The following is a 21,993-nucleotide window of genomic DNA, read 5'->3' as shown; positions in this document are numbered from 1 at the left end:
GCCGGGTGCGGGATGCGGAGCGCCACGGCAGGTGGCCCCCGCCGAGGAGGGCGGGGGCCACCTGCCGGTCATGACGACCGGTCAGCTCCGTGCGGGAGCGGCCGGGTCACTTCTTCTTCTTTTCCTCTTCCTTGGGCTGGTTCTTCAGCGTCACGGTGACGCTGAGGCTGTTCTTGCTGATGCGGTGCGGGCCCGAGGTGCGGTTCGCGGGCAACTGATAGCCGTCGGGGACCGCTGTCTCGTACAGGTAGTACGCGCCCTCGTCGAGCTTCTCGTAGCGGCACCTGCCCTGTGCGTCCGTGGCACAGCCGGGGTCGGCGAGGGAGTCGGCCCGGGCGCCGGTGCGCTGGAGGCCGGGGGTGCCGTTGGTCTCCTCCCAGAGCTGGAAGACCGCGCCGGGCACGAGCCTGCCCGTCTTGGCGTCCTTCTTGACGATGGTGATCTCGCCCTTCACGGGCTCGTCCTGGTACGGCACGTTGGCGGCCTTGACCTCAGCGCCCTGGGTGACGTTGCCGAGGTCGAGGACGAACGGGCCGAAGACGGGGTTGGCGGGCGGCTGGTAGCCCTGCGGAGCCTCGGTCTCCTGCCAGTAGTACGTACCGAGCGGAACGTTCTCCGAGGTGCACGCACCACGCCCGTCGGTCGTGCAGACGGCACCGACCTTCGTGTCCGGCGTGTCACCGTCCATCTGGAGACCGTCCTGGGAGTTGGACTCGCGCCACAGCTGGAACTTCGCCCCGGCCAACGGCCTGCCCGTGGCGGCGTCGGTCTTGAGGACCCGCACCTTGCCGTCCGGCTGGTTGGTGGCCTTCGCCTCCGCGCCCCGCGTGTAGTTGTCGAAGTCCAGGACGAGCGGACCGAAGACGGGCTGGGCCGGCGGCCGGTAGCCGTCGGGTGCCTCGGTCTCCTGCCAGTAGTAGGCGCCGAGCGGAACGTTGTCCGAGGTGCAGAGACCGCGCTCGTCGGTCGTGCAGACGGCACCGACCTTCGTGTCCGGCGTGTCACCGTCCATCTGGAGACCGTCCTGGGAATTGGACTCCCGCCACAGCTGGAACTTCGCCCCGGCCAGCGGCCTGCCCGTGGCGGCGTCGGTCTTGACGATCCTCACCTTGCCGTCCGGCTGGTTGTAGCCGAAGTCGTAGGTGTGGTTGTCCTGGCCCGCGTCACCGGTGGTGATGGTGTGCTCGGGGTACTTGCCGCCCGGCGGGACCTTGCCGTCGCTGTCGATGAAGTCGTTGTCGCCCGCGTCGTTCTTGGTGACCGCCCACCGGAAGAGCGGGCCGCCGTCCTCGTAGTCGGCCGGGTTGTCGATCTTGATCGTGTACTGGGTGCGGAACTTCAGGCCGCCCGGCACGTTCGAGTTGTCGAAGTAGTACTCGCCGCGGCTGGTCGTCACGGTGGTGGCGACCTTGTTGCCGTTCGCGTCGTACAGGTTGACCGTGGCGCCCGGGACCGGCTTCTCGCCCGGGTCCTGGATGCCGTCCTTGTCGACGTCGTACCAGACGCGGTTGCCGATCTGGATCGGCGCCTCGTCGCAGAGGACCTCGAGGTCGGCCATGGCGCCGCCCTTGCCGAAGGCGGTGTTCAGGATGTTGCCGCCCTGGGCGTTGGGCGAGGGCTTGGAGCCGTCGCGGTTCACGTGCATCGTGCCGCTGTTGTACGTGGTGTCGATGACGTCGATGCCGGAGGTGGCGACGGTGTCCTCGACCTTGGAGAGCGCGATGCCCGAGAAGGCCGATTCGAGGTGCCAGACGGTCCGCCACTCACCGGGGTAGTACTCCAGGACGTTCGCGGGCTGTCCGCCGTTGTTCTGCGGGGTGCCGTTGTTGGTGCAGCCGCCGTTGCCGTCCAGGACGAACTTGCCGTCCGGTCCCTTGCAGGCGCGGTTCAGGTCACCGCCGGAGGACGGGTCGGCCAGACCTCCGCCGATCTTGGTGCGCAGGCCCTGTCCGGTCTGGTCGGCGTGCCGGTCGCGGAAGCCGAGGATGAGGTCGCCGTCGGTGTCCACGACGACATCGCCCAGAATCGGCTGCGGGTAGGCGTAGCGCGTGGTGCAGTTCTTGCCGTCCTGCTGGTCGCGGTAGCCGTCCGCCCAGGGGTACCAGGCCGGCCCCTTGCAATTCGCCGGGAGGTTGTCCGCGATGCCGCGCGGGTAGTCGAGCTTCTGGTCCATGACGACGCCGGTGAAGGTCCCGGCCGCGGCGTCGAAGGTCTGGACGACCGCCCGCATGTCCGCCTTGTTCTGTGTCGACTCGGCGGAGCAGACGCCGCCGACGTAGACGGTGCCGTCTTGCACGCCGAGGCCGAAGGGCCGCCAGTCGTCGGCGGAGGCGCAGCCCGGGTCGGGGATGGCGTAGGACGCCTTGGGGGCGTCGGCCGTCTTCTGGGTGGCGTCGTACCGGTAGAGCTTGCGGTCGTTCAGGTTGACGACGTACAGGTCCTTGCCGTCCTCCGAGACCTCCACGTCGCCGAGGGACTCCTTGGTGACCCTCGGGCTGAAGGAGAGGTCCATGTCGGTCGCCATGTCGTGCGCGGTGGTGCCGACGTTGGGGACCTTCGTGAACAGCGACAGGGCGTTGCCGTTCGCCCGGTCGGAGAGGTAGATCGCGCCGGGGCCCTCGGGACCGAACTTCGAGGCGCGGCGGGCGAAGGCGCCGGAGAAGACCCACTTCTTCTGCTTGGACCAGCCGATGCCGTACAGCGCACCGGTGTCGCCCTTGGTCGCCATGTCCGTGGTCTGGTTGTTGTTGCCCCGGGCGTTGTACGGGAAGGACACCAGCGTGCGGCGGGTGTCGGCCTCGGGGCCGTCGGAGGAGTCCTTGCCGATGCAGGCCGTCACCAGATCGGCGTTCTTCTGGCAGTAGTCGCCCGGGTTCCAGAACGCCGTGGTGAACTCGACGTTCTGGCCACCGGAGACGTCGACGAACTCCTCGGTGCTGGTCAGTGCGTTGACGTCGCCCTTGAGGAGGCCGCCCTCGTGGTCGGCGAAGGCCGAGAACAGGACGCCCGGCTTCGGGTTGATCACCTGGGCGCGGTACTTGCCGCCCTTGAGGGCCGTGGTGGCCGGGGTGAATTCGGCGACGCCGTCGGCGCCGGTCCTGGCGGTGACGGTGTTGCCCGCGTCGTCGGTGAGGCGGACCTCGACCTGGTTCAGGGCGGGCTCCAGCACCCGGTCCCAGGTGCCGTTGGCGTTCACCTCGCGGACGACCCGCACCTTCACGGTGCCGTCGCCGGCATCCGCCTGGGCGGGCGCGGCGCCGAGGAGGCTGCCGGTGGTGATGAGCGGAAGTGCCAGGCCGATGGAGAGCGCGCGGCTGTGGGTGGCGCGCCCGGGTCTGCGCCGATGCGCACCGTGGGCTGGGGTGGTCAAAGCGTCTCCTTGAGTGCTTCGGAGCGGGAGGGTGCACCAACACGCCGTTCTCCGATCAGCAGAAGAACCGCTTGTCGATACGCCCTGCATAGCCACGGACCCGCGGACGCGCGAAGGCTGGCGCACGGCGTTGCGCCGTTCCACGACGATTCCACCTGATTGGCCGTCATCTGACGCCTCGTGAGGAGGCGGCGAACGCCGTGCGGGAGGGCGTCCCCGGCTCGCCTGTACGCGGCCGGGCGCAGGCGGACCGGACCGTGTGCCAAGCCGCTGCAACGAGTTCTGCAAGGGGTGCTGCAACCCCCGGCCCCACGCTGGGTTCTGCCTCTCGACTTCTCGTCGGAGGCCCACGAACCCTCGCGTACAAGGAGCAGTCGGGAATGCACATCCTCACCGGAGTGAACATGATGTCCAAGGAGCTCGTCCTCGTCCATGCCGAGGAGGACAAGCTCGTCACGGTCCCGCTGGAGAGCCTCGACGGCTGGCGGCCGGCCAGCCTCCAGCACTCGTGGATCGCCTCCGACGAGGTGACCGTGTACATCGCCACGGACGCGATCCCGCCGTTCCACGGATCCATCGTCGTACTGCACCTGAACGGCATCGACTGGGACGCCGGCATGGCCGATGTGGAGATCCGGCAGATCGTTGCGCTGGACGCCGCCGGGACGCCGTCCGACATGCCGAACCTCAAGCAGACCTCGCCGAAGCAGCCGATCATGCCGTGGACGCGGCCCCTGTACACGCAGACGCACGGCCCGACCTTCCTGCCGCGCTCGAAGTTCACGTACATCACGCACTACACGGACGACCGCGTGCGCGGCTTCAGGATCAGGTCGGACGGCACGCTGGAGCAGCGGATTCTGTACTCCGACCGTGCGCTGACGCGACAGACCCACGGGGTCAATTTCAATGCGGAGGGCAGCGTCGGGCTGGGTGTCGGGTACGACTACGACATCGGGGAAGTGCGGGTGTACCGGCCGGACCGGCACACCGGCGCGGTCGTGGCGACGCACGCGATCACGCTGGGGACCGAGACCGAGTACGGGGCGTTCGCGCACTACGCGAGCTGGATCGACAACCGCTACGCCTACGTCGGGACCATGCAGGTCGGGTCCACGTCCAGGACGCCGCAGGGCGCCACGGTCGTCGGGCCGAGCGTCTGGCTCATCGACACCGAGCTGGACACCGCCGAGCAGGTCATCGCGCCCACCCGCACGGCGACGGGTGCGGGCATGTACCGGTCGCCGTCGGACCTGACGATCGCCAAGGGGAAGCTGTACGTGGCGGAGGAGGACTCGTGGGGGCCGCAGTTCGACAGCCCCTTCAACTACGGGCGGGACGGCTACATCTCGATCTGGGACATCCAGGACCCCGCACACCCCGTCTTCCTCAAGAGGCTGCGTCCCGGCCGCGAACTGCCCGCCGACTTCCGCAACGCGCACACCGCCACGGCCATGTTCGACGAGGACTCCGTGTTCGTCTCCAGTTTCGTCAGCGACCACCTGGTGCGGATCGACACCAACACCGACAAGGTCGCCAAGATCTATGACTGCGACGACGGACTGATGATGTTCCACGGCGAATTCGCCGCGGGACGCAACCGATGACCGGGCGCCACGGAAATCCGACGCCACTCATTCTGGAGAAGAATTCGTGTTGACGAATCAAGGCCCGGACCTGAAGGCCGGGACCGACGACCTTTCCCACACCCAGATCATGCTGGAGCGGCTGGCCGCAAGTTGGCCCCGCCGGGCCCAGGTGAAGAAGCAGGAACTGGAACCGTTCTTCGAGGCGGGGAAGGAGGACTTCCTGGAGAGCCTCCTGCCGTTCCGGCACATGCCGCAGTACCTGTCGAGTCCGCCCGAGCTGAAGTCGCGGATACTCAGTGCCGGTTGGCTGATGTACAACGCCAAGACGGTGCAGATCGAGACGGAGATCGTGAACCCGACCTGTCTCGACATCCTCCAGGGGACCATGCCCGGACTGCGTTCGGAAGCCTCGCAGACCGCGGTCTGCGAGACGATGGTCGACGAGGTGTACCACGTGCACTTGGTGGAGCAGGCCAGCCGTCTGACGCGCAGCCGTCGCGGGCTGGAAGATCTGGTGATTCCCCAGTTCAACCTGGTCGGCCACATGAAGAAGCGGCAGCAGGGCTCCGCCGATCCCGGGCAGCGGCGCATGATCCAGTTCGCCACGGCCGTGGTGTCGGAGATCTTCATCAGCGACTACCTGCATCTGCTCAGCGAAAGCCTGGAGATCCAGTCGTTCAACCGTATGACGGTGGCGGCACACCGGCACGACGAAATGGTGCACAGCCCGCTGTTCATGTCCCTTGCACAGTTGTTCTCGCACAAGCTGACGGAATCGCAGCGGGCCGATTTCGCCGATGTGCTGGCCGAACCCGTGGTCTGGTTCGCGGACCGGGAACTGGACGTATGGCTTTCCCTGCTGCGGCAGCTCGATTTCCCGCAGGCCGAGGAAATGATCAGGGAATGCAGGAATTCCGGTGCCGCCGATCTGACGGCACTGGACTATTCGGAGATCGTCTCGATGGCGCAGGAGATCGGACTCCTGGACTCCGCCGCCGCGCGTGACAGCTTTGCGCGGCAGGGACTGATCGCCTGACCGGGAAGGCCCGGTGCGTGGCGAGGGAGACGCACCGAGCCTGTCCCCACCGCATCCGCACGGCGCGCCGCAATGGGCGGCGGCGCGCCCTCCGGATGCACCCGTGACACGGCCCCCGGACCGGAACTGCGCCGGTCCGCGGGCCGTGTCACCACGTTCTGCCCTCCCTCCTTTCATCCGTTTTCATCCGTCCCGATCCACTCGCACAGAACGCAGGAGTACGTACGACATGTCAGTCGACACCATGGAACTGCTGGCACCGCCGGCACCCGGACCACGTCAGGAATGCACCACCGTCCTTCGCGTCGGCGCGCGGGAGAGCGCCGCACAGGGCGTCGTCACCCTCACGCTCGTCGATCCGGCCGGGCGTCCGCTCCCCCGCTGGACGCCGGGGGCCCACATCGACCTGGTGCTTCCCGAGATCGGTCTCGTACGGCAGTACTCGCTGTGCGGCGATCCCGCCGACCGGTACGCCTGGCGCATCGCCGTGCTGCTCGAACCCGGCGGCCGCGGCGGCTCCCGCCATGTGCACGAGGCTCTGGGCAGGGGGGCGACCGTGCTGGTGCGCGGGCCGCGCAACCACTTCCCGCTGGATCCCTCGCCCCGCTATCTGTTCATCGCGGGAGGCATCGGCATCACGCCCCTGCTGCCGATGGTCGCCGAGGCGGAGGCGGCGGGGCGGGACTGGGAGCTGCTGTACGGCGGGCGTTCCCGGTCCTCCATGGCCTTCCTCGACGAACTGGCCTCCTACGGAAGCCGGGTGAGGATCCATCCGCAGGACGAGGCGGGACTGCTCCCGCTGGCGCAGGCGCTGGACGCACCGCGCCTGGACAGCCTGGTGTACTGCTGCGGGCCCGAGCCTCTGGTCACCGCCGTGGAGGGCCGTTGCACCGACTGGCCCGTCGACAGTCTGCGCACCGAGCGGTTCAGCGCCCGGCCGGTGCCGCCGGAGCAGGAGGAACGCTCCACGGGTTTCGAGGTGGTGTGCCACCGCTCCGGGCTCACGCTGGACGTGGCGCCGCACGAGTCGATCCTGGACGTGGCCGAGCGGGCGGGCGTGCGGGCGTTCGCGGCCTGCCGCGAGGGGATCTGCGGGACGTGCGAGACGCGCGTCCTCGACGGTGTCGCCGAGCACCGGGACGCGATCCTCACCGACCGGCAGAAGGCGGCCGGGGAAACGATGATGATCTGCGTCTCCCGCTGCCGCGGCTCCCGGCTCGTACTGGACCTGTGAACACCCCGCGCATGCGGCGCAGGACAACAACACCTTCGGAATGCGGAGTTGAGCGAAATGGCAGAAGCAGTGGCGATCCGGCACATCGCCTTCGAGGACCTCGGTTCCTTCGAACAGGTGCTGAGGGACAGGGACTTCGACGTCACGTACGTGGATGCCGCACAGGGTCATGTGCGGGCACGGGTCGAACGACGCCGCCCCGATCTGCTCGTCGTGCTCGGCGGGCCGATGGGGGCGGGCGAGACGGATGCGTACCCCTTCCTGGAGGAGGAGATGGCGCTGATACGGGCCCACCTCTCGCGTGCGAAACCCCTGCTGGGCATCTGCCTGGGCGCGCAGCTCATCGCCGCCGCGCTCGGCGCCAAGGTCTTCCCGGCCGAGGCGAAGGAGCTCGGCTGGGGGCGCGTGGACCTGTCCGGGGAGGGGGCGGTGTCCCCGCTCGCCGCGCTGACCGGGCCCGTACTGCACTGGCACGGCGACACCTTCGACCTGCCGCCGGGGGCGACGCACCTCGCCTCCACCCCGGTCTGCCGCAACCAGGCCTTCGCCATCGGGCGCACCGTGCTGGGGTTGCAGTTCCACCCGGAGCTGCGGGGCTCGGCCGTCGAGTCCTGGCTCATCGGCCATGCGCACGAGATCTCGCAGGCGCCCGGTGTGTCCGTACAGCAGATCCGGACGGACACCCACCGGTACGCGGAGGCGGCCGAGGAGCGGGGGCGGCGGTTCTTCGGCCGTTGGCTCGACGGTGCGACGGGGTGAGAGGCGACTCGAGGGGCGACGGACGGACACGCGTCCCGGGAGGACGGTGAAGGAGGCGGAGACGGCCGGGCCCACGGGCCCGGCCGTCTCTTCGTCGTGGTGACGGGCCGTCGTGTCCGTAAGACGTGACTCCGGTTTTACCCTTCCCGCGCACCGTCGGGCGCCGTGCGTGCGTCCTTCACGGGGAGTGACGCGGAAGGTCTCCCGCACGAGGGCCTTCCCTGCCGGACGGCCGCCGCCGGGTACGGCGCGGCGCGCCCGGGTGGGACGGCAGGTCCTCGTGCGGGTCAATGATGCGGGGCGGGTCTCGGCACCCGTCCCTGCCGGCACGAAGGGGCCTCACGGGGGTTGTCCGGAGGGCGTCGTGCCGGTTGGCTTGAGGGCGACCGCCCCACAAGGGCGGCGTCGTTGGAGGATCAATCGATGTCCGGAACGCTTCGGTTCGATCTGCTCGGCCCGTTGCGGGTGTGGCGCGGCGAAGAGGAACTCGATGCCGGGCCCGTGCAGCAGCGGGTGCTTCTCGCCGTGCTGTTGCTGCACGTCAACCGGCCCGTGTCCCGCGAGACCCTCGTGGAGGCGGTGTGGGGCACGGCGCCTCCGGGGCGGGCGGTGAACCTGTTGCAGCGGCACGCGGCGGGACTGCGCCGGGTGCTGGAGCCGGGCCGCCCGGCGCGCGCCCCGTCGAGACTGCTGAACTGGACGGCGGCCGGTTACGTGCTGACGGTTCCGGCGGACGCCCTGGACTGCACCCTGCTCACCGAGCAGCGGGAGCGGGGGCGCGCCGCCCGTGCCGCGGGGGACCTTCCCGCGGCGGCGGAGGCGCTGCACGCCGCGCTGGACCTGTGGCAGGGGCGGCTGTGCGAGGGATTGGCCTGCCCGCTGCTCGACGCCGAGCGGGACCGGTGGGAGGAGCAGCGGCTGGGTGTGCTGGAGGAGCGCATCGAGGTCGATCTGGCGTTGGGCGCGGACGCGGATCTCGTCGGCGAGCTGCGCCGCCTGATCGCGGCGCACCCGTTGCGGGAGAGGCTGCACGGTCTGCTGATGCGGACCCTGCACCGCTGTGGCCGGCAGGGCGAGGCGCTGCGGGCCTACCAGGAGGCGCGTCGTCTGCTGGCGGACGAGCTGGGCATCGAGCCGGGGGCGGAGCTGCGGCGCGTGCATCAGCAGATCTTGGCCGCCGACGCCGCCCTGGACCCGCCGGTCGCCTTCCCCCCGACGGTCCTCGGCGCGGGCCGCCCGGCGATCCTCGGCGCAGGCCGCCGCCCGGTGCCGGGCACTGCGTCCCAGCCGGTGCCGGGCGCCACGCCCCACCCGGCCACTGGCACGACAGCCCGCCCGGTGCCGGGCGCCGCGCCCCACCCCGCCACCAATGCCGCCCTCCGCCCGGAGACCGGCACCACACCCCACCCGGCAGACCCCACCGAGCCCCCTCCCCTGCCCCGCGCCGCATCCCGTACGGCAGCCGACGACGCCTCCCGCCGGGGCGGCGCCGTCCCGTCCCGCACCGGGGCCGGGGTGCGCCCGGGGGCCGTGGGCCCGCAGCCGGAGAGCAGCCGTGCCGTATTGAGGACGCCCGGCAACCTGCCCACCGAGCTGACCAGTTTCGTCGGCCGCGACCATGAACTGGCGCGTGTGCGCGAGCTGTTGGCCGGCCACCGCCTCGTCACGCTCACCGGTGTCGGCGGCGTCGGCAAGACGCGGCTCGGGCTGCGCGCCGCACTGAACCTCCAGCCCTCCTTCCGCGACGGTGTGTGGCTGGTCGAGCTGTCCGGGCTCTCGGACCCCGGGCTCGTCGCGCACGCCGTGGCCGCGGCGCTGGACCTGCACGACCAGACGGGCCGTGCTCCGCTGGCCTCGCTGGTGCGGCATCTGCGGGAGCGGGAGATACTGCTGGTCCTCGACGACTGCGAGCACCTGCTGCACGCCTGCGCCGTGCTGGTGGACACCCTGCTGCGGGCCGCGACCGGGCTGCGGGTCGTCGCCACGAGCAGGCAGCCGCTGGCCGTCGACGGGGAACGCATCGTCCCCGTACCGCCGTTGCGGGTGCTGGGCGAGGGCGGGCCCGACGAGGAGACGCCGGCCGTCACCCTGTTCGCGCACCGGGCGCGGGCCGCGGTGCCGTGCGGGTTCCCGATGTCGGCGGAGACCAGGGCGACCGTGACCCGCATCTGCAGCCGCCTCGACGGCATCCCGCTGGCCATCGAGCTGGCAGCCGGGCGCCTGCGGACGCTGGACCCCGACCAGCTGCTGGCCCGGCTCGACGACCGCTTCCGGGTGCTCACGACGGCCCGGCCCACCGCGCTGCCCCGCCACCAGACGCTGCGGGCGACGGTGTGCTGGAGCTTCCATCTGTGCACGGACGACGAACGGCTTTTGTGGGTACGGCTGTCGACGTTCACGGACACCTTCGACCTGGAGGCCGCCGAGGCCGTCTGCGCCGGTGAGGATCTTCCGGCCGGAGAGATCTACGACCTCGTCGACGGTCTCGTGGACAAGTCGGTCCTGATCCGTGAGCGCTGCGGGGCCGGCATCCGCTTCCGGCTCCTGGAAACCCTGCGCGAGTACGGGCGCGACCAGATCCACGACGCGGACCTGCGGACCGCACTGCGGCGCCGGCACCGCGACCACTACCTGGCGCTGGCCGAGCGCGGCGAGGCGCAGTGGTTCGGCCCCGGTCAGGCGCGGTGGGCGGAGCGGCTGCGGCTGGAGCACGCCAACTTCCGCGAGGCGCTGGGCTTTTCGTTCGCCGCGCCGGACGAGGGCCTGGCCGGTGCCCGGCTGGCTGCCGCCCTGTATTCGTTCTGGGTGGCGTGCGGGTACGTGGAGGAGGCGCAGCGCTGGCTGGAGCGGGCGCTGCGCGCGGCCGGTGCGCCGTCGCGGGAGCGCGCCAAGGCGCTGTGGGTGATGAGCCGGATCGCGTATCTGCGCGGGGACGTAGCCGAGAGCCTCGCCCGGGCCCAGGAGTGCCGGGAGCTGGCCGGGCGCCTCGGCGACGGGATGACGCTGGCCCACGGCACGCACATGGCGGGCACCGCCACCCTGCTCCGCGACGAGCCCGTGCACGCGCGGTCGCTGCTGGCCCGGGCCCTGGAGCTGTACGCCGCGTGCGGCGAGACGAACAGCATGGTGATCCTGGCGCAGGCCCAACTCGCCCTGGCGGGCGTCTTCCTGGACGTGCCGGGGCAGGCGGTCGAACTCTGCCGCAAGGCGCGCAGTGTCTGCCGGGCGCACGAGGAGAAGTGGGCTCTCTCCTATGCCCTGTACGTCCAGGCCTTCGCCGAATGGGCCTGCGGGGAGCGGGTGGTGGCGGCCCGGCACGCGCGGGAGTGCCTGCGCATGAAGCGGGACTTCCGCGACCGGCTGGGCACGGCCATGGTCGTCGACCTGCTGGGGTGTCTGGCGGCTGCCGAGGGCCGGTGCCATCGGGCGGCGGTGCTGCTGGGGGCGGCGGAGGAGGAGTGGAACACCGTCGGTGTCCCCTGGTTCGGCTCGGCGTACTGGCGGGCGCCGCACGACGAGGCGGAGCGGTGGGCGCGGCAGGCGCTGGGGCACGAGGCGTTCGAGACCGCCCTGTTCGAGGGGACCCGGCTGCGGCCCGAGGAGGTCTTCGCCTTCGCCCTCGAAGAACGCTGCTGACCGACCGCCCGGCGCACGCCGCTTCGGCCGCGCGCCCCTGCGCGCCCCGTACTGAATTCGGCGTCCCCCTGCGCCCGTTCGCCCGCCGACCTAAGCTGGCGCGAACGCTGAAAACGACCATGTGGGGGGATTTCGATGGGTGCTGCGAACAAAGGGACGTTAGTGGTGAAGGCGGGAGTCAAGAGGCTCCTGGGGCGGGTGGGGTTCGACATCGTACGCAGCACCAACCACCGTCAGGGAGTGGACGACTTCCTGCCGTTCGAGGCGACGATGCGGGCCGCACGGGCCGCGGGTCTCTCCGTGGGGGACTATCTCGACGACGTGATGAACGGGACGCCGGGCGCCACCCAGTCGACGATCGACAAGCTGGGCGGCCTGGGCGTGTTCGCCGCCGCTCCGCGCACGGTGCTGGAGATCGGGCCCGGGTCGGGGAGGTACCTGGAGAAGACGCTGAAGGAGTGCTCGCCGGAGCGGTACGAGATCTACGAGACGGCCGAGCCCTGGGCGGCGTACCTGGTGGAGACGTTCGGCGTGGTGGCGCGGCCGACGGCAGGGGCGAGCCTGGCCGCGACGCCCGACGCGAGCGTGGACCTCGTCCAGGCGCACAAGGTCTTCAACACCGTCACCTTCCTGGTGGCGGCGCGCTACTTCTTCGAGATGGCGCGGGTCACCCGGCCGGGCGGCCGGATCGTCTTCGACGTCATGACGGAGAACTGTCTCGACCCGGAGGCGGTGCACACCTGGGCGACCAAGGGCGGCCCCGGGCACGACTCGTACCCGGCCGCGATGCCGCGCCGGGCGTGCGTGGACCTGTTCGCGAGCCTGGGCTGCCGGCTGGAGGCGGAGTTCCTGGCTCCGCTGGGTGTCGCCTCGACCGAAGTCCTCGTGTTCCAGAAGGATTTCGACACGGCGGGGTGACCCGGGAGCGGCGAGGAAGGCGGACTTCCGTTCGACGGAAGGCCACCGCGTCTACCCCGGGATCGGCTTGCCAAGCCCTCCCGGGAGCCATCCTCAAAGGTTGGTCACGAATTTCTCACATGCCCTCTCCAACCCAGCCCCGATGGTCTAGATTGACCGTGCTTCGGCTGTTCGACCACGAAGCACTGTTAATGATCAATAAGTCCGGTGCCGCGAAGGCCCGGCAATTGCGTCATCTCGTGTCCTTTGCCGACGCGGGGAGCCGGGGGGCATCCCGCACGAGGGGCACAGTCCGCACAAGGGGAACAGTGCGGGGACCGGGGGGTCTCCTGGGGGGGGAGGAAGCAGTGTTGGGCGAACACGTCGAACCACTGGCGACCTGGGGGGTCCCGTGCAGCGAGGGGATTTAGTCCGCCCGTTTCCGCCGGCGCAGCAGCGCCCGAGGAACGGGGCAATCAGCAGGCCTTCGGCCGACTGGGAGGCACGGTACCGACGTACCGTGATCGTCAGCGACACCGTGGCCACCGCCGTCGTGGTCTTTGCGATCGGCAACTTCTTCGGAGTCAGGGACGCCGCCAACTGGCACGAGAAGTGGAACATTCTCGCCGTCGGCACCGAGCTGCTCGTGCTGGGCGCGCTCGCGGTCAGCAGGTCCTGGGCTCCGGCCGTACTGGGGCAGGGCGCCGAGGAATTCCGCCGGCTCAGCCGCTCGCTGTTCACGGCGACGGTTGTCCTGGCGCTGGGCGGCATCGCCCTGACCTCGCGCAACATCAAATTGTGGATCTTCGTCGCGATGCCGATGATCGTGGTCGTCATCATGATCGCGCGCTATCTGCTGCGGCTGTGGCTGCACAAGCAGCGCAAGGAGGGCCGCTGTCTGCGGCCCGTGCTCGCCGCCGGAAGTCCGGAGACCGTACGCGATCTGATCAGCCGGACCCGCAAGTTCCCGCACCTCGGCTGGCGGGTCGAAGGCGTGTGCACCAGCGACGGCCTCGGGCTGAACGGTGACCAGCTGGACGTGGACGGGGTGCCGGTCGTCGGCCGGCTGACCGACGTCGCCGACCATGTGCACCGCGACGGCTACCGGGTCGTCGCCATCACTCCCGACGCGCACTGGTCCCCGCACCGGCTGCAACGCCTGGCCTGGAACCTGGAGGGCAGCGAGGCCGAGATGGTCGTGGCACCGGTGCTGATGGAGGTCGCGGGACCGCGCCTGCACGTGGACGCGGTACTGGGCATTCCGCTGCTGCGGGTCAGCATGCCGGTGTTCACCGGCGGCCACCGGGTGGTGAAGGCGGTCGTGGACCGGCTGGGGGCGGCGTTCCTGCTGCTGTTCTTCGCACCGCTGCTGGTGTTCGTCTCCCTGCTCGTCCTGGTGGACAGCCGGGGCGGGGTGGTCTACCGCCAGCGCAGGGTCGGCAAGGACGGCCGCGAGTTCACCATCTTCAAGTTCCGCACGATGGTCGCCGGGGCGCACGGGGCACGGGCCGAGCTGGCCGCCCTGAACGAGGGGGCGGGTCTGCTGTTCAAGGTCCGCCGGGACCCCCGGGTGACCCGGGTCGGGGCGGTGCTGCGCCGGTACTCCATCGACGAACTGCCGCAGCTGTTCAACGTGTTGACCGGGTCGATGTCGCTGGTGGGCCCGCGGCCGCCGCTGCCGGAGGAGTCGGCTGCGTACGGACCGGACATCCGGCGGCGGCTGCTGGTCAAGCCCGGACTGACCGGTCTGTGGCAGATCAGCGGACGCAGCGACCTGCCGTGGGAGGAGGCGGTGCGACTGGACCTGCGGTACGTCGAGGACTGGTCGCTCGCCCTGGACGCGGTGATCTTGTGGAAGACGCTCCGTGCGGTGCTGCACGGGCAGGGGGCGTACTGATGGGCCGCACGGATCGCATCGCAGGCCGCACCGGCCTGCCTGGGGGGAGGAACGGGGCATGAGGATCAGCGTTTTCGGGCTCGGTTACGTGGGCTGCGTGTCGGCGGCGTGCCTGGCCGGGATGGGCCACGAGGTCATCGGGGTGGACGTCAACCGGGTCAAGGTGGACCTGGTCAACGACGGCAAGGCCCCGGTGGTCGAGGAACGCATAGGCGAGCTGATAGCCGACGTCGTACGGACGGGTGCGTTACGGGCCACCGACGACGTCCGCGAGGCGGTGCTGGGCAGCGACGTGTCCCTGGTCTGCGTGGGCACGCCGTCGGAGCCCAACGGCAGCCTGTGCACCACCTATCTGGAGCGGGTCGCCGAGCAGATCGGGGCGGTACTCGCCGAGCGGGGCCGGGGTGCCCCGCGGCACACCGTCGTCTTCCGCTCCACCATGCTCCCCGGCACCTGCCTGAACCTCCTGGTGCCGATCCTGGAGAAGGCCGTCGGCGGCACGGCGGGCGTGGACTTCGGGGTCGCGGTCAACCCGGAGTTCCTGCGCGAGGGCACCAGCGTGCGGGACTTCTTCGACCCGCCCAAGACCGTCATCGGCCAGCTCGACACGGCCAGCGGCGACACGGTGGCGTCGCTGTACGAGGCCCTGCCCGGCGAGGTGTTCCGGGTGCCGGTGCCGACGGCCGAGGCGATCAAGTACGCCGACAACGCCTTCCACGGCCTGAAGATCGGCTTCGCGAACGAGCTGGGCGCGGTCTGCCAGGCGCTCGGCGTGGACTCGCACCAGGTGATGGACGTCTTCCTCGCCGACCGCAAGCTGAACATCAGCCCCGCCTATCTGCGCCCCGGCTTCGCCTTCGGCGGCTCCTGCCTGCCCAAGGACCTGCGCAGCCTGGTGTACGCGGCGCAGCGCGCGGACGTGTCGGTGCCGATCCTCTCCCATGTGCTGCCCTCCAACTCCGACCACCTCCAGCGGGCGGTCGACCTGGTCGAGCGCACCGGCAAGCGCCGGGTGGGCCTGTTCGGTCTCTCGTTCAAGCCCGGCACCGACGACCTGCGCGAGAGCCCGCTGGTGGAACTCGCGGAGCGGCTCTTCGGCAAGGGCTACGACCTGAAGATCTACGACGCGAACGTGAGCCTGTCGCGGCTGCTGGGCGCCAACCGCGAGTACATCGAGAACCGGCTGCCGCACCTGGCGCAGCTCCTCGCGGACTCCGTGGACGAGGTCCTGGACTTCGCCGACGTGTGCCTGGTCGGCACCCGTGACCCGGCCGTCCTGGCCGCGCTCCCGCACGGCGAGGGCCCGGTGATCGTGGATCTCGTACGCCTCCCCGACGCCGAGGCGCGCCGGACGGAACCGGGGTACCTGGGCCTTGCCTGGTAACGACGTGCTTGGTAACGACGACAACGGGGGTGGGACGATGCGGCGTGCGCTGATCCTGGTGGAGAACCTGTCGGTGCCTTTCGACCGGCGGGTGTGGCAGGAGTGCACGACGCTGCGCGACGCGGGCTGGGAGGTGCATGTGGTGTGCCCGCGCGGCGAGAAGCGGGACACCGAACCGGAGGCCGTGGTCGACGGGGTGCACATCCACCGCTATCCGTTACGGGCGGCCACCGGCGGCCCGGCCGGCTATCTGCGGGAGTACGGTGCGGCGCTGTGGCACACCGACCGCCTCGCCCGCAAGGTCGGCCCGGTGCACGTGGTGCACGCGTGCAACCCGCCGGACCTGCTGTTCCTGCCCGCGCTGCGGCTCAAGCGGCTCGGGGCGCGGTTCGTCTTCGACCAGCACGACCTGGTGCCGGAGCTGTACCTGTCCCGGTTCGGCCGCGGCAAGGACGCGCTGTACCGGGCCGTGTGCGCCCTGGAACGGATGACGTACAAGGCGGCGGACGTCGTGATCGCCACCAACGAGAGCTACCGGGACGTCGCGGTGCGCCGGGGCAACAAGCGGCCCGAGGACGTGTTCGTGGTGCGCAGCGCACCGCAGACCGACCGCTTCCAACCGGTGCCGCCCGAGCCGGAGTTGAAGCGCGGGAAGAGTCATCTGCTGTGCTATCTGGGCGTGATGGGCCCCCAGGACGGAGTCGACTACGCGCTGCGCGCCCTGGCGAAGCTGCGCGACGAAATCAAGCGCGACGACTGGCACGCGGTGTTCGTCGGAGCCGGTGACGCCTTCGACGCGATGGTGGAGCTGTCCCGGGAGCTGGGTCTTGAGGACCGGGTGGAGTTCACCGGGCGCATCCCGGACGCCGACCTGGTGCGGTACCTCTCCAGCGCGGACGTGTGCCTCTCCCCCGACCCGCGCAATCCGCTCAACGACGTCTCCACCATGAACAAGGTGCTGGAGTACATGGCGATGGGCCGGGCGATCGTCTCCTTCGACCTCAAGGAGGCACGCGTCTCCGCCGGTGACGCCGCCGTGTATGCGCCCGCCAACGACGAGCGCGCGTTCGCGGAGCTGATCGCGGAGCTGCTGGACGACCCGGACCGGCGGGCCCGCATGGGCAAGACCGGTCAGGAGCGGATCGGCGGCCAGCTGTCCTGGCGCAATTCGCAGACGCAGTTGCTGGCGGCGTACGACGCGGCGTGCCGCGCGGCGCTGTCGGCGCGCAGGGTGCGAAGGAGGCTGCGCCCTTGAGCGACGACACGATCCGCCTCGCCACCGTCGGACGGATGCTCCGCCGCCGGTGGCGGCTTCTGGCTGTCCTGACGCTGGTGGGGGCGCTCGTCGGTTACGGCGTCTCGGTGGTCTTCCCGCCCCGGTACACGGCGACGGCCTCGGTGCTGCTGCCGGGGCAGTGGGAGCAGCGCGAGCTGCTGACGCAGGTGGACATCGCGACGAGTTCGGTGGTGGTCGACCGCACGGCGGCCGCACTGGGCTGGAGCGGCGTCGACGGCGAGGAGCTGCGCAAGCAGGTGGCGGCATCCGCCGCCGACGGGAACATCATCAAGATCTCGGGCGCGGCCGACACCCCGGAGCGCGCCCAGCGGCTCTCGGACGTGCTGGCCCGCCAGTTCGTGACGTTCGCCGCCCGGATCTCGGGCGGCAGCACCGATTCCGACACGGAGGCCGAGGCGTTGCGCCAGCAGGTGGTGCAGACCAACCGGCGGATCTCCGAGCTGTCCAAGGCGGCCGATCCGGGGCGCTCCGTGGAGAGCGTGCAGGCGCGCACGTCCCTGGAGCGGCTGCGCACCACGCTGGAGAAGGCGATGGAGAAGCTGGACCAGGCCGATCCGGCGAACAACAAGGCCGATCTGGTCGTCATGGGTCCGGCGGCCCGCCCGGTGGGCCAGACGCCGCCGACCCGGCTGCACTTCATCGCGGCGGGGGCGGTGCTGTTCTTCCTGCTCGCCGTGATCGGACATCTGACCGTGGCGCGGGCGAACCGGCGGCTGCGCACGGGGCCGGAGATCGCCGCCGCGCTGGGTTCCGCGCTGCTGGGCACCGTCGACGTACCGGAGGAGGCGAACGTCGGGCGTTCGCCCGGCCGGGGCCCGCTGGTACGGATGAGCAGACTGCTGGGCACGGACACCCGGTGGGACGTGCCGCCGCCGCAGCGGTCGGGCGACGACGCCGACCGGAGCATCCGCTACCGGCGGGTGCGCGCCCGTCTGCGGGACCAACTGCCGCCGAACAGCGGTCTGTTGGTGCTCGTGCCGGACGAGGACCCGGTCGCGGACCGGGCCGCGGGCCAGCTCGTCGCCGAGGCCACGAAGGAACCCGACGGGGCGGCGCCCGCACTGCGGGTGGTGAAGATCGCCGTGGGCCGCCCGACCGTGCCCGACCGCGAGGCCGAGTCCGGCGCCCTGGTCGTGCTGGGCGCGGGCAACTGGACCGCCGAGGACCTCTCCGGCATCGCCGACGCGTGCGCGGACAGCAGCCACGACCTCGTCGGCGTCGTCGTCGCCGGTACGGTCCGCGGCCGCCCGGCCCGCACCTCCACCGCCGCTCCCGGGGACGACAGCACGCCCGCCCCGCTCCCGGTGAGCGGCACCGGTAGCACCGGCGGCACGAAGAAGCCCGCGCGGGCGAGCGGCAGCACGACGGGAGCCGCGAAGTGACCACACACGCAACGGCGCACCCGGAGCCGCCCGCCACCGCTCCGCTCATCGACCTGCAGGCCCTGGTGGCGGCCGTACGCAGGCGCCGCCGCCTGTGGCTGACGCTGGCGTTCCTGGGCCTGGTGGCCGGTTCCGCTCTCGCGGTCCTGCTGCCGCCCCCGCCGACCGCGGTGACCAAGGTCCTGGTCGCGCACCGGGAGGACCAGCCCAACGACACCGGCACCCTGATCCGCACCGACGTGGCGCTCCTTGGCACCACCCGGATCGCCGACGCGGCGCTGCGTTCCCTGGACTCCGCCGAGAAGGCGGAGGACTTCCTGAAGGACTACACGGGGCTCGGCCTGACCAACAACCTCCTCCAGATCGAGGTGAAGGCCAAGACCAACACCGAGGCGGTGGCCCGTGCCGGGGCCCTCGCCAACGCGTTCGTCGCCGACCATGTGCGCCGGATGCGGGAGACCGCGAAGGCGGAGGCCAAGGCCCTGCTGGACCAGCGCGACCGGATGCGCGTCGAGCTGGCCCAGGTCAACGAGACGATCGGCAAGCAGCCCCCGACGACCGACCCCAAGGGCGCGGCCGGCGCCGAGACGCTGTACGCCCGCCGGGCGGAACTCAACTCGCGGATCGCCGACTTCGACCAGCGGGCCGCCGAGGCCGGGACGGGCACGCCACGGCTGGTGTCCGGCACGCAGATCGTGGACGCCCCGCGCGCGCTCAAGCACTCCCTGCTCAAGGGCCTGGCCACCAAGGGCGGCATCGGGCTCGCCCTGGGTCTGGTGCTGGGCATCGCGCTGGCCGCCGTCGGCTCGGTGGTGGGCGACCGGCCCGTGCTGCGCCGGGACATCGCCGCACATCTGGGCGCCTCGGTCGTCGCGGAACTTCCCGGCAGGCCGGGCCTGTTGTGGCGGCGGCGCAGGACCCGGGCGGCCCGCGCCCGGCTCGCGACGTCGCTGGCGCGTACGGTGCGCGGCTCGACGGAGCCGCTGTCGCTGCTGGAGCTGGGCTGCGCCCGCAGCGCGGGCACCATCGCCCTGGACCTCGCCAGAACGCTGGCGCAGGACGGCCCGGTGGTGGTCGTCGACGGACTGCCGGGTGCCCGCCTCGCCAAGCGCCGCCCGAAGCCGGGCGACCCGGACGTGGTCGGCGGCGAGCGCGCCGGGTCCCTGCGCGCCGAGGAACGCCAGATCGGCGTCGGTTCGGTGGCGCCCGGCACCGCGTGGACCGACCTCCAGTACCTCGGCAGCCGCACGGTCCTCGTCGTACGCACCGGGCACGGCAGCACCGCCTGGCTGCACACGGTGGCCCGGCAGCTCGCCGACCAGCACATTCCCGTGATCGGCGTGGTGCTGATCGACGCCGATCCGCGCGACCGTACCGACGGCACGCTGTGGGACGTGGTGCACACCGCGCTGCGCGGCCTGGCCGACCGGAACGAACCGCACCCACACCACAGCGACCGGAACGACCCGCAGACCCACCAGAACGGGTCGCGGCAACCGCGTACGGAGCGGCTGCCGCTGTGGGCGGCACGGGTTCCGGACGACGAGACGGAGGTGCGGTAGATCATGTGCGGCATAGCAGGGGCGTACCGGTGGCCGGACGGGAAGGCGGTCACCGACCGGCTCACCGACGTCCTGGCCCATCGCGGCCCGGACGGGGCGGGCCGCTACGACCATCCGGCGGGTGACGGGACGGTGCACCTGGGGCACCGCAGGCTCGCCATCATCGACCTGTCGGAGACCGGTGCCCAGCCGATGGTCTCCGACGGACTCGCCCTCACCTACAACGGTGAGCTGTACAACGCACCGGAACTGCGGGCGGAGTTGGAAGCCGGCGGGGTGCGTTTTCGCGGGACCTCCGACACGGAGGTGGTGCTGGAGGCGTGGCGGCGCTGGGGCACGGACTGCCTACCGAGGCTGCGCGGCATGTTCGCGTTCGGGATCTTCGACGAGCGCACCGGTGAACTGGTGCTGGCCCGAGACCAGTTGGGCATCAAGCCGCTGTTTTTGGTGCGGCGCGGCGAGGGTCTCCTCTTCGCGTCCGAGCTGAAGGCCCTGGCGGCGGCGACCGGCGGTTCGCTGGAGGTGGACCACGCGGCGCTGGTGGCCTCGCTGCTGTACTACTGGGTGCCGGACTCGCGGTGCGCGCTGAGCGGGGCGGAGAAGCTGCCGCCGGGGAGCTGGCTGCGGGTGCGGGCCGACGGGCAGGTGCGGCGCGGCCGGTACTGGAACCTGAAGGACGTCGCCGCCGAGGGCCAGGCCCGGGCGCGCAGCGGCGACCTGCCGGACCTGGCCGCCGTCGTCGCCGAGTCGACCCGGCTCCATCTGCTCTCCGACGTACCCGTGGCGACGTTCCTGTCCGGCGGTCTGGACTCCAGCTATCTGACCGCGCTGGCCGCCCGCGACCGGCCGGGGATCTCCGCGTACACGATCGGTTTCCGGGCCGAGGACGCCAAGTTCGAGGCGATGCCGGACGACCTGCGCTACGCCCGGCAGGTGGCGGGGCGGTTCGGGGTGGACCTGCACGAGATCGAGATCGCGCCGAACGTGCTGGACCTGCTGCCGCAGATGACGTACAGCCTGGACGAGCCGATCGGCGACCCGGCTGCCATCAACACGTACCTGATCTGCCGGGCGGCCCGTGAGGCCGGGGTGAAGGTGATGCTGTCGGGGATGGGTGCGGACGAGCTGTTCGCCGGGTACCGCAAGCACCTGGCCAACCTGATCGCCGTGCGCTACCAGCGTGTTCCGCGTCCGCTGCGGCGGGGCATCGGCGGTGTCGTGGACCGGCTGCCGGTCGCCACGGCGCGGCGCGGGTACCGGTCGGTGCGGTTCGCGAAGCGGTTCCTGTCGTTCGCGGACCTGCCGGAGGAGACCGCGTTCCGGCGCAGCTACACGATGTACGACCAGCAGGAGCTGCTCGCGCTGATCAACCCGGATCTCGCGGGGACGGTCGACGACGTGCTGACCGAGCACCGGGACGTCTACGAGGACAACGACCTCGACGACTTCGTGAACCGGATGTGCCTGGGCGACGCCCGGATGTTCCTGCCGGGTCTCAACCTCGCCTACACGGACCGCTCCAGCATGGCCGCGTCGACCGAGGTGCGGGTGCCGTACGTGGACGTCGAGGTGGTGAAGGCGGCGTTCGCCTTCCCCGGCAGCCGCAAGATCGCCGGGCGGCAGGGCAAGGCGGTCCTGAAGGAGGCGGCGACGTCGATCCTGCCGAAGGAGATCGTCTACCGGCCGAAGGGCCTGTTCAGTGCCCCGCTGCGGGCGTGGATGAGCCGGGACCTGGCACCGCTGGTGCGCGAGGTGGTCAACGACGGGGTGCTGGTGCGCTCCGGGTTCCTGCGGCGGGACGCGCTGGCCCGGATGGTCGCCGAGGACGCCGCCGGGCAGCGGGACTTCTCCAAACATCTGTGGCACGTACTGACCCTTGAGCACTGGTACCGCGACGCGACCTCGGGCCCGAGCGCTCGCACGACGGCCGAGGAAAACTGAGGAGCACGG

13 protein-coding genes are annotated in these 21,993 nt (G+C 71.0%); 12 read left to right on the top strand and 1 reads right to left on the bottom strand.

The features are described 5' to 3' along the window. Positions 1–106 precede the first annotated feature (106 nt). A complete protein-coding gene (locus IE269_RS28795; RefSeq protein ID WP_229898325.1) occupies positions 107–3,370 on the bottom strand; it encodes an MSCRAMM family protein in 3,264 nt (1,087 codons plus the stop codon). Between the two features lie 380 nt (positions 3,371–3,750). On the opposite strand from IE269_RS28795, the gene IE269_RS28790 reads away from it, so the two are divergent. The 12 genes from IE269_RS28790 (at position 3,751) to asnB (ending at position 21,984) form a co-directional block, all read left to right on the top strand. Next, positions 3,751–4,977 (top strand): lactonase family protein, encoded by a 1,227-nt coding sequence (locus tag IE269_RS28790; protein ID WP_189826096.1) that lies wholly within the window; start codon positions 3,751–3,753, stop codon positions 4,975–4,977. A 109-nt stretch (positions 4,978–5,086) separates the two neighbouring features. Further along, positions 5,087–5,995: a diiron oxygenase gene (locus IE269_RS28785; protein WP_189826095.1), complete on the top strand. Its 909-nt coding sequence runs from the start codon at positions 5,087–5,089 to the stop codon at positions 5,993–5,995. Between the two features lie 244 nt (positions 5,996–6,239). Continuing rightward, positions 6,240–7,229, top strand: a complete 990-nt coding sequence (locus tag IE269_RS28780) for a PDR/VanB family oxidoreductase (protein ID WP_189826183.1) — start codon at positions 6,240–6,242, stop codon at positions 7,227–7,229. Between the two features lie 57 nt (positions 7,230–7,286). Then, the gene (locus IE269_RS28775; RefSeq protein ID WP_189826094.1) at positions 7,287–7,988 is read left to right on the top strand and encodes a glutamine amidotransferase; all 702 of its coding nucleotides are present in this window, start codon (positions 7,287–7,289) and stop codon (positions 7,986–7,988) included. A gap of 423 nt (positions 7,989–8,411) precedes the next feature. Beyond that, positions 8,412–11,624 (top strand): AfsR/SARP family transcriptional regulator, encoded by a 3,213-nt coding sequence (locus IE269_RS28770; RefSeq protein WP_189826093.1) that lies wholly within the window; start codon positions 8,412–8,414, stop codon positions 11,622–11,624. 135 nt (positions 11,625–11,759) lie between these two features. Then, a complete protein-coding gene (locus IE269_RS28765) occupies positions 11,760–12,542 on the top strand; it encodes a methyltransferase domain-containing protein (RefSeq protein ID WP_189826092.1) in 783 nt (260 codons plus the stop codon). 391 nt (positions 12,543–12,933) lie between these two features. Next, positions 12,934–14,418 (top strand): sugar transferase, encoded by a 1,485-nt coding sequence (locus IE269_RS28760; protein WP_189826091.1) that lies wholly within the window; start codon positions 12,934–12,936, stop codon positions 14,416–14,418. Positions 14,419–14,476: 58 nt separating this feature from the next. After that, a complete protein-coding gene (locus IE269_RS28755; protein ID WP_189826090.1) occupies positions 14,477–15,802 on the top strand; it encodes a nucleotide sugar dehydrogenase in 1,326 nt (441 codons plus the stop codon). A gap of 37 nt (positions 15,803–15,839) precedes the next feature. Next, positions 15,840–17,057 carry a glycosyltransferase family 4 protein gene (locus IE269_RS28750; protein WP_189826089.1) on the top strand — a complete coding sequence of 406 codons (1,218 nt, stop codon included), beginning with the start codon at positions 15,840–15,842 and terminating at the stop codon, positions 17,055–17,057. Next, on the top strand, positions 17,054–18,481 hold the full coding sequence (locus tag IE269_RS28745) for a Wzz/FepE/Etk N-terminal domain-containing protein (RefSeq protein WP_189826088.1): 1,428 nt from the start codon (positions 17,054–17,056) through the stop codon (positions 18,479–18,481). Before IE269_RS28750 ends, IE269_RS28745 begins: the two co-directional genes overlap by 4 nt. Then, a complete protein-coding gene (locus IE269_RS28740; protein ID WP_189826087.1) occupies positions 18,478–20,043 on the top strand; it encodes a Wzz/FepE/Etk N-terminal domain-containing protein in 1,566 nt (521 codons plus the stop codon). The genes IE269_RS28745 and IE269_RS28740 overlap by 4 nt, the downstream gene beginning before the upstream one ends. 3 nt (positions 20,044–20,046) lie before the next feature. After that, positions 20,047–21,984, top strand: coding sequence for an asparagine synthase (glutamine-hydrolyzing) (asnB, locus tag IE269_RS28735; RefSeq protein ID WP_189826086.1), 1,938 nt, complete (start codon positions 20,047–20,049; stop codon positions 21,982–21,984). Positions 21,985–21,993 lie beyond the last annotated feature (9 nt).

The organism is Streptomyces spiroverticillatus, assembly GCA_014650415.1.
Classification (GTDB): Bacteria; Actinomycetota; Actinomycetes; order Streptomycetales; family Streptomycetaceae; genus Streptomyces; species Streptomyces spiroverticillatus.
Note: the sequence above shows the minus strand (reverse complement) of the source record. Positions and strands in the feature narration are given on the sequence as shown.

Coding starts and splice junctions, on each gene's coding strand:
- IE269_RS28770 (WP_189826093.1), top strand. CDS start 8,412: ATGTCCGGAACGCTTCGGTTCGATCTGCTCGGCCCGTTGCGGGTGTGG.
- IE269_RS28765 (WP_189826092.1), top strand. CDS start 11,760: ATGGGTGCTGCGAACAAAGGGACGTTAGTGGTGAAGGCGGGAGTCAAG.
- IE269_RS28790 (WP_189826096.1), top strand. CDS start 3,751: ATGCACATCCTCACCGGAGTGAACATGATGTCCAAGGAGCTCGTCCTC.
- asnB (WP_189826086.1), top strand. CDS start 20,047: ATGTGCGGCATAGCAGGGGCGTACCGGTGGCCGGACGGGAAGGCGGTC.
- IE269_RS28750 (WP_189826089.1), top strand. CDS start 15,840: ATGCGGCGTGCGCTGATCCTGGTGGAGAACCTGTCGGTGCCTTTCGAC.
- IE269_RS28755 (WP_189826090.1), top strand. CDS start 14,477: ATGAGGATCAGCGTTTTCGGGCTCGGTTACGTGGGCTGCGTGTCGGCG.
- IE269_RS28785 (WP_189826095.1), top strand. CDS start 5,087: ATGCTGGAGCGGCTGGCCGCAAGTTGGCCCCGCCGGGCCCAGGTGAAG.
- IE269_RS28780 (WP_189826183.1), top strand. CDS start 6,240: ATGGAACTGCTGGCACCGCCGGCACCCGGACCACGTCAGGAATGCACC.
- IE269_RS28775 (WP_189826094.1), top strand. CDS start 7,287: ATGGCAGAAGCAGTGGCGATCCGGCACATCGCCTTCGAGGACCTCGGT.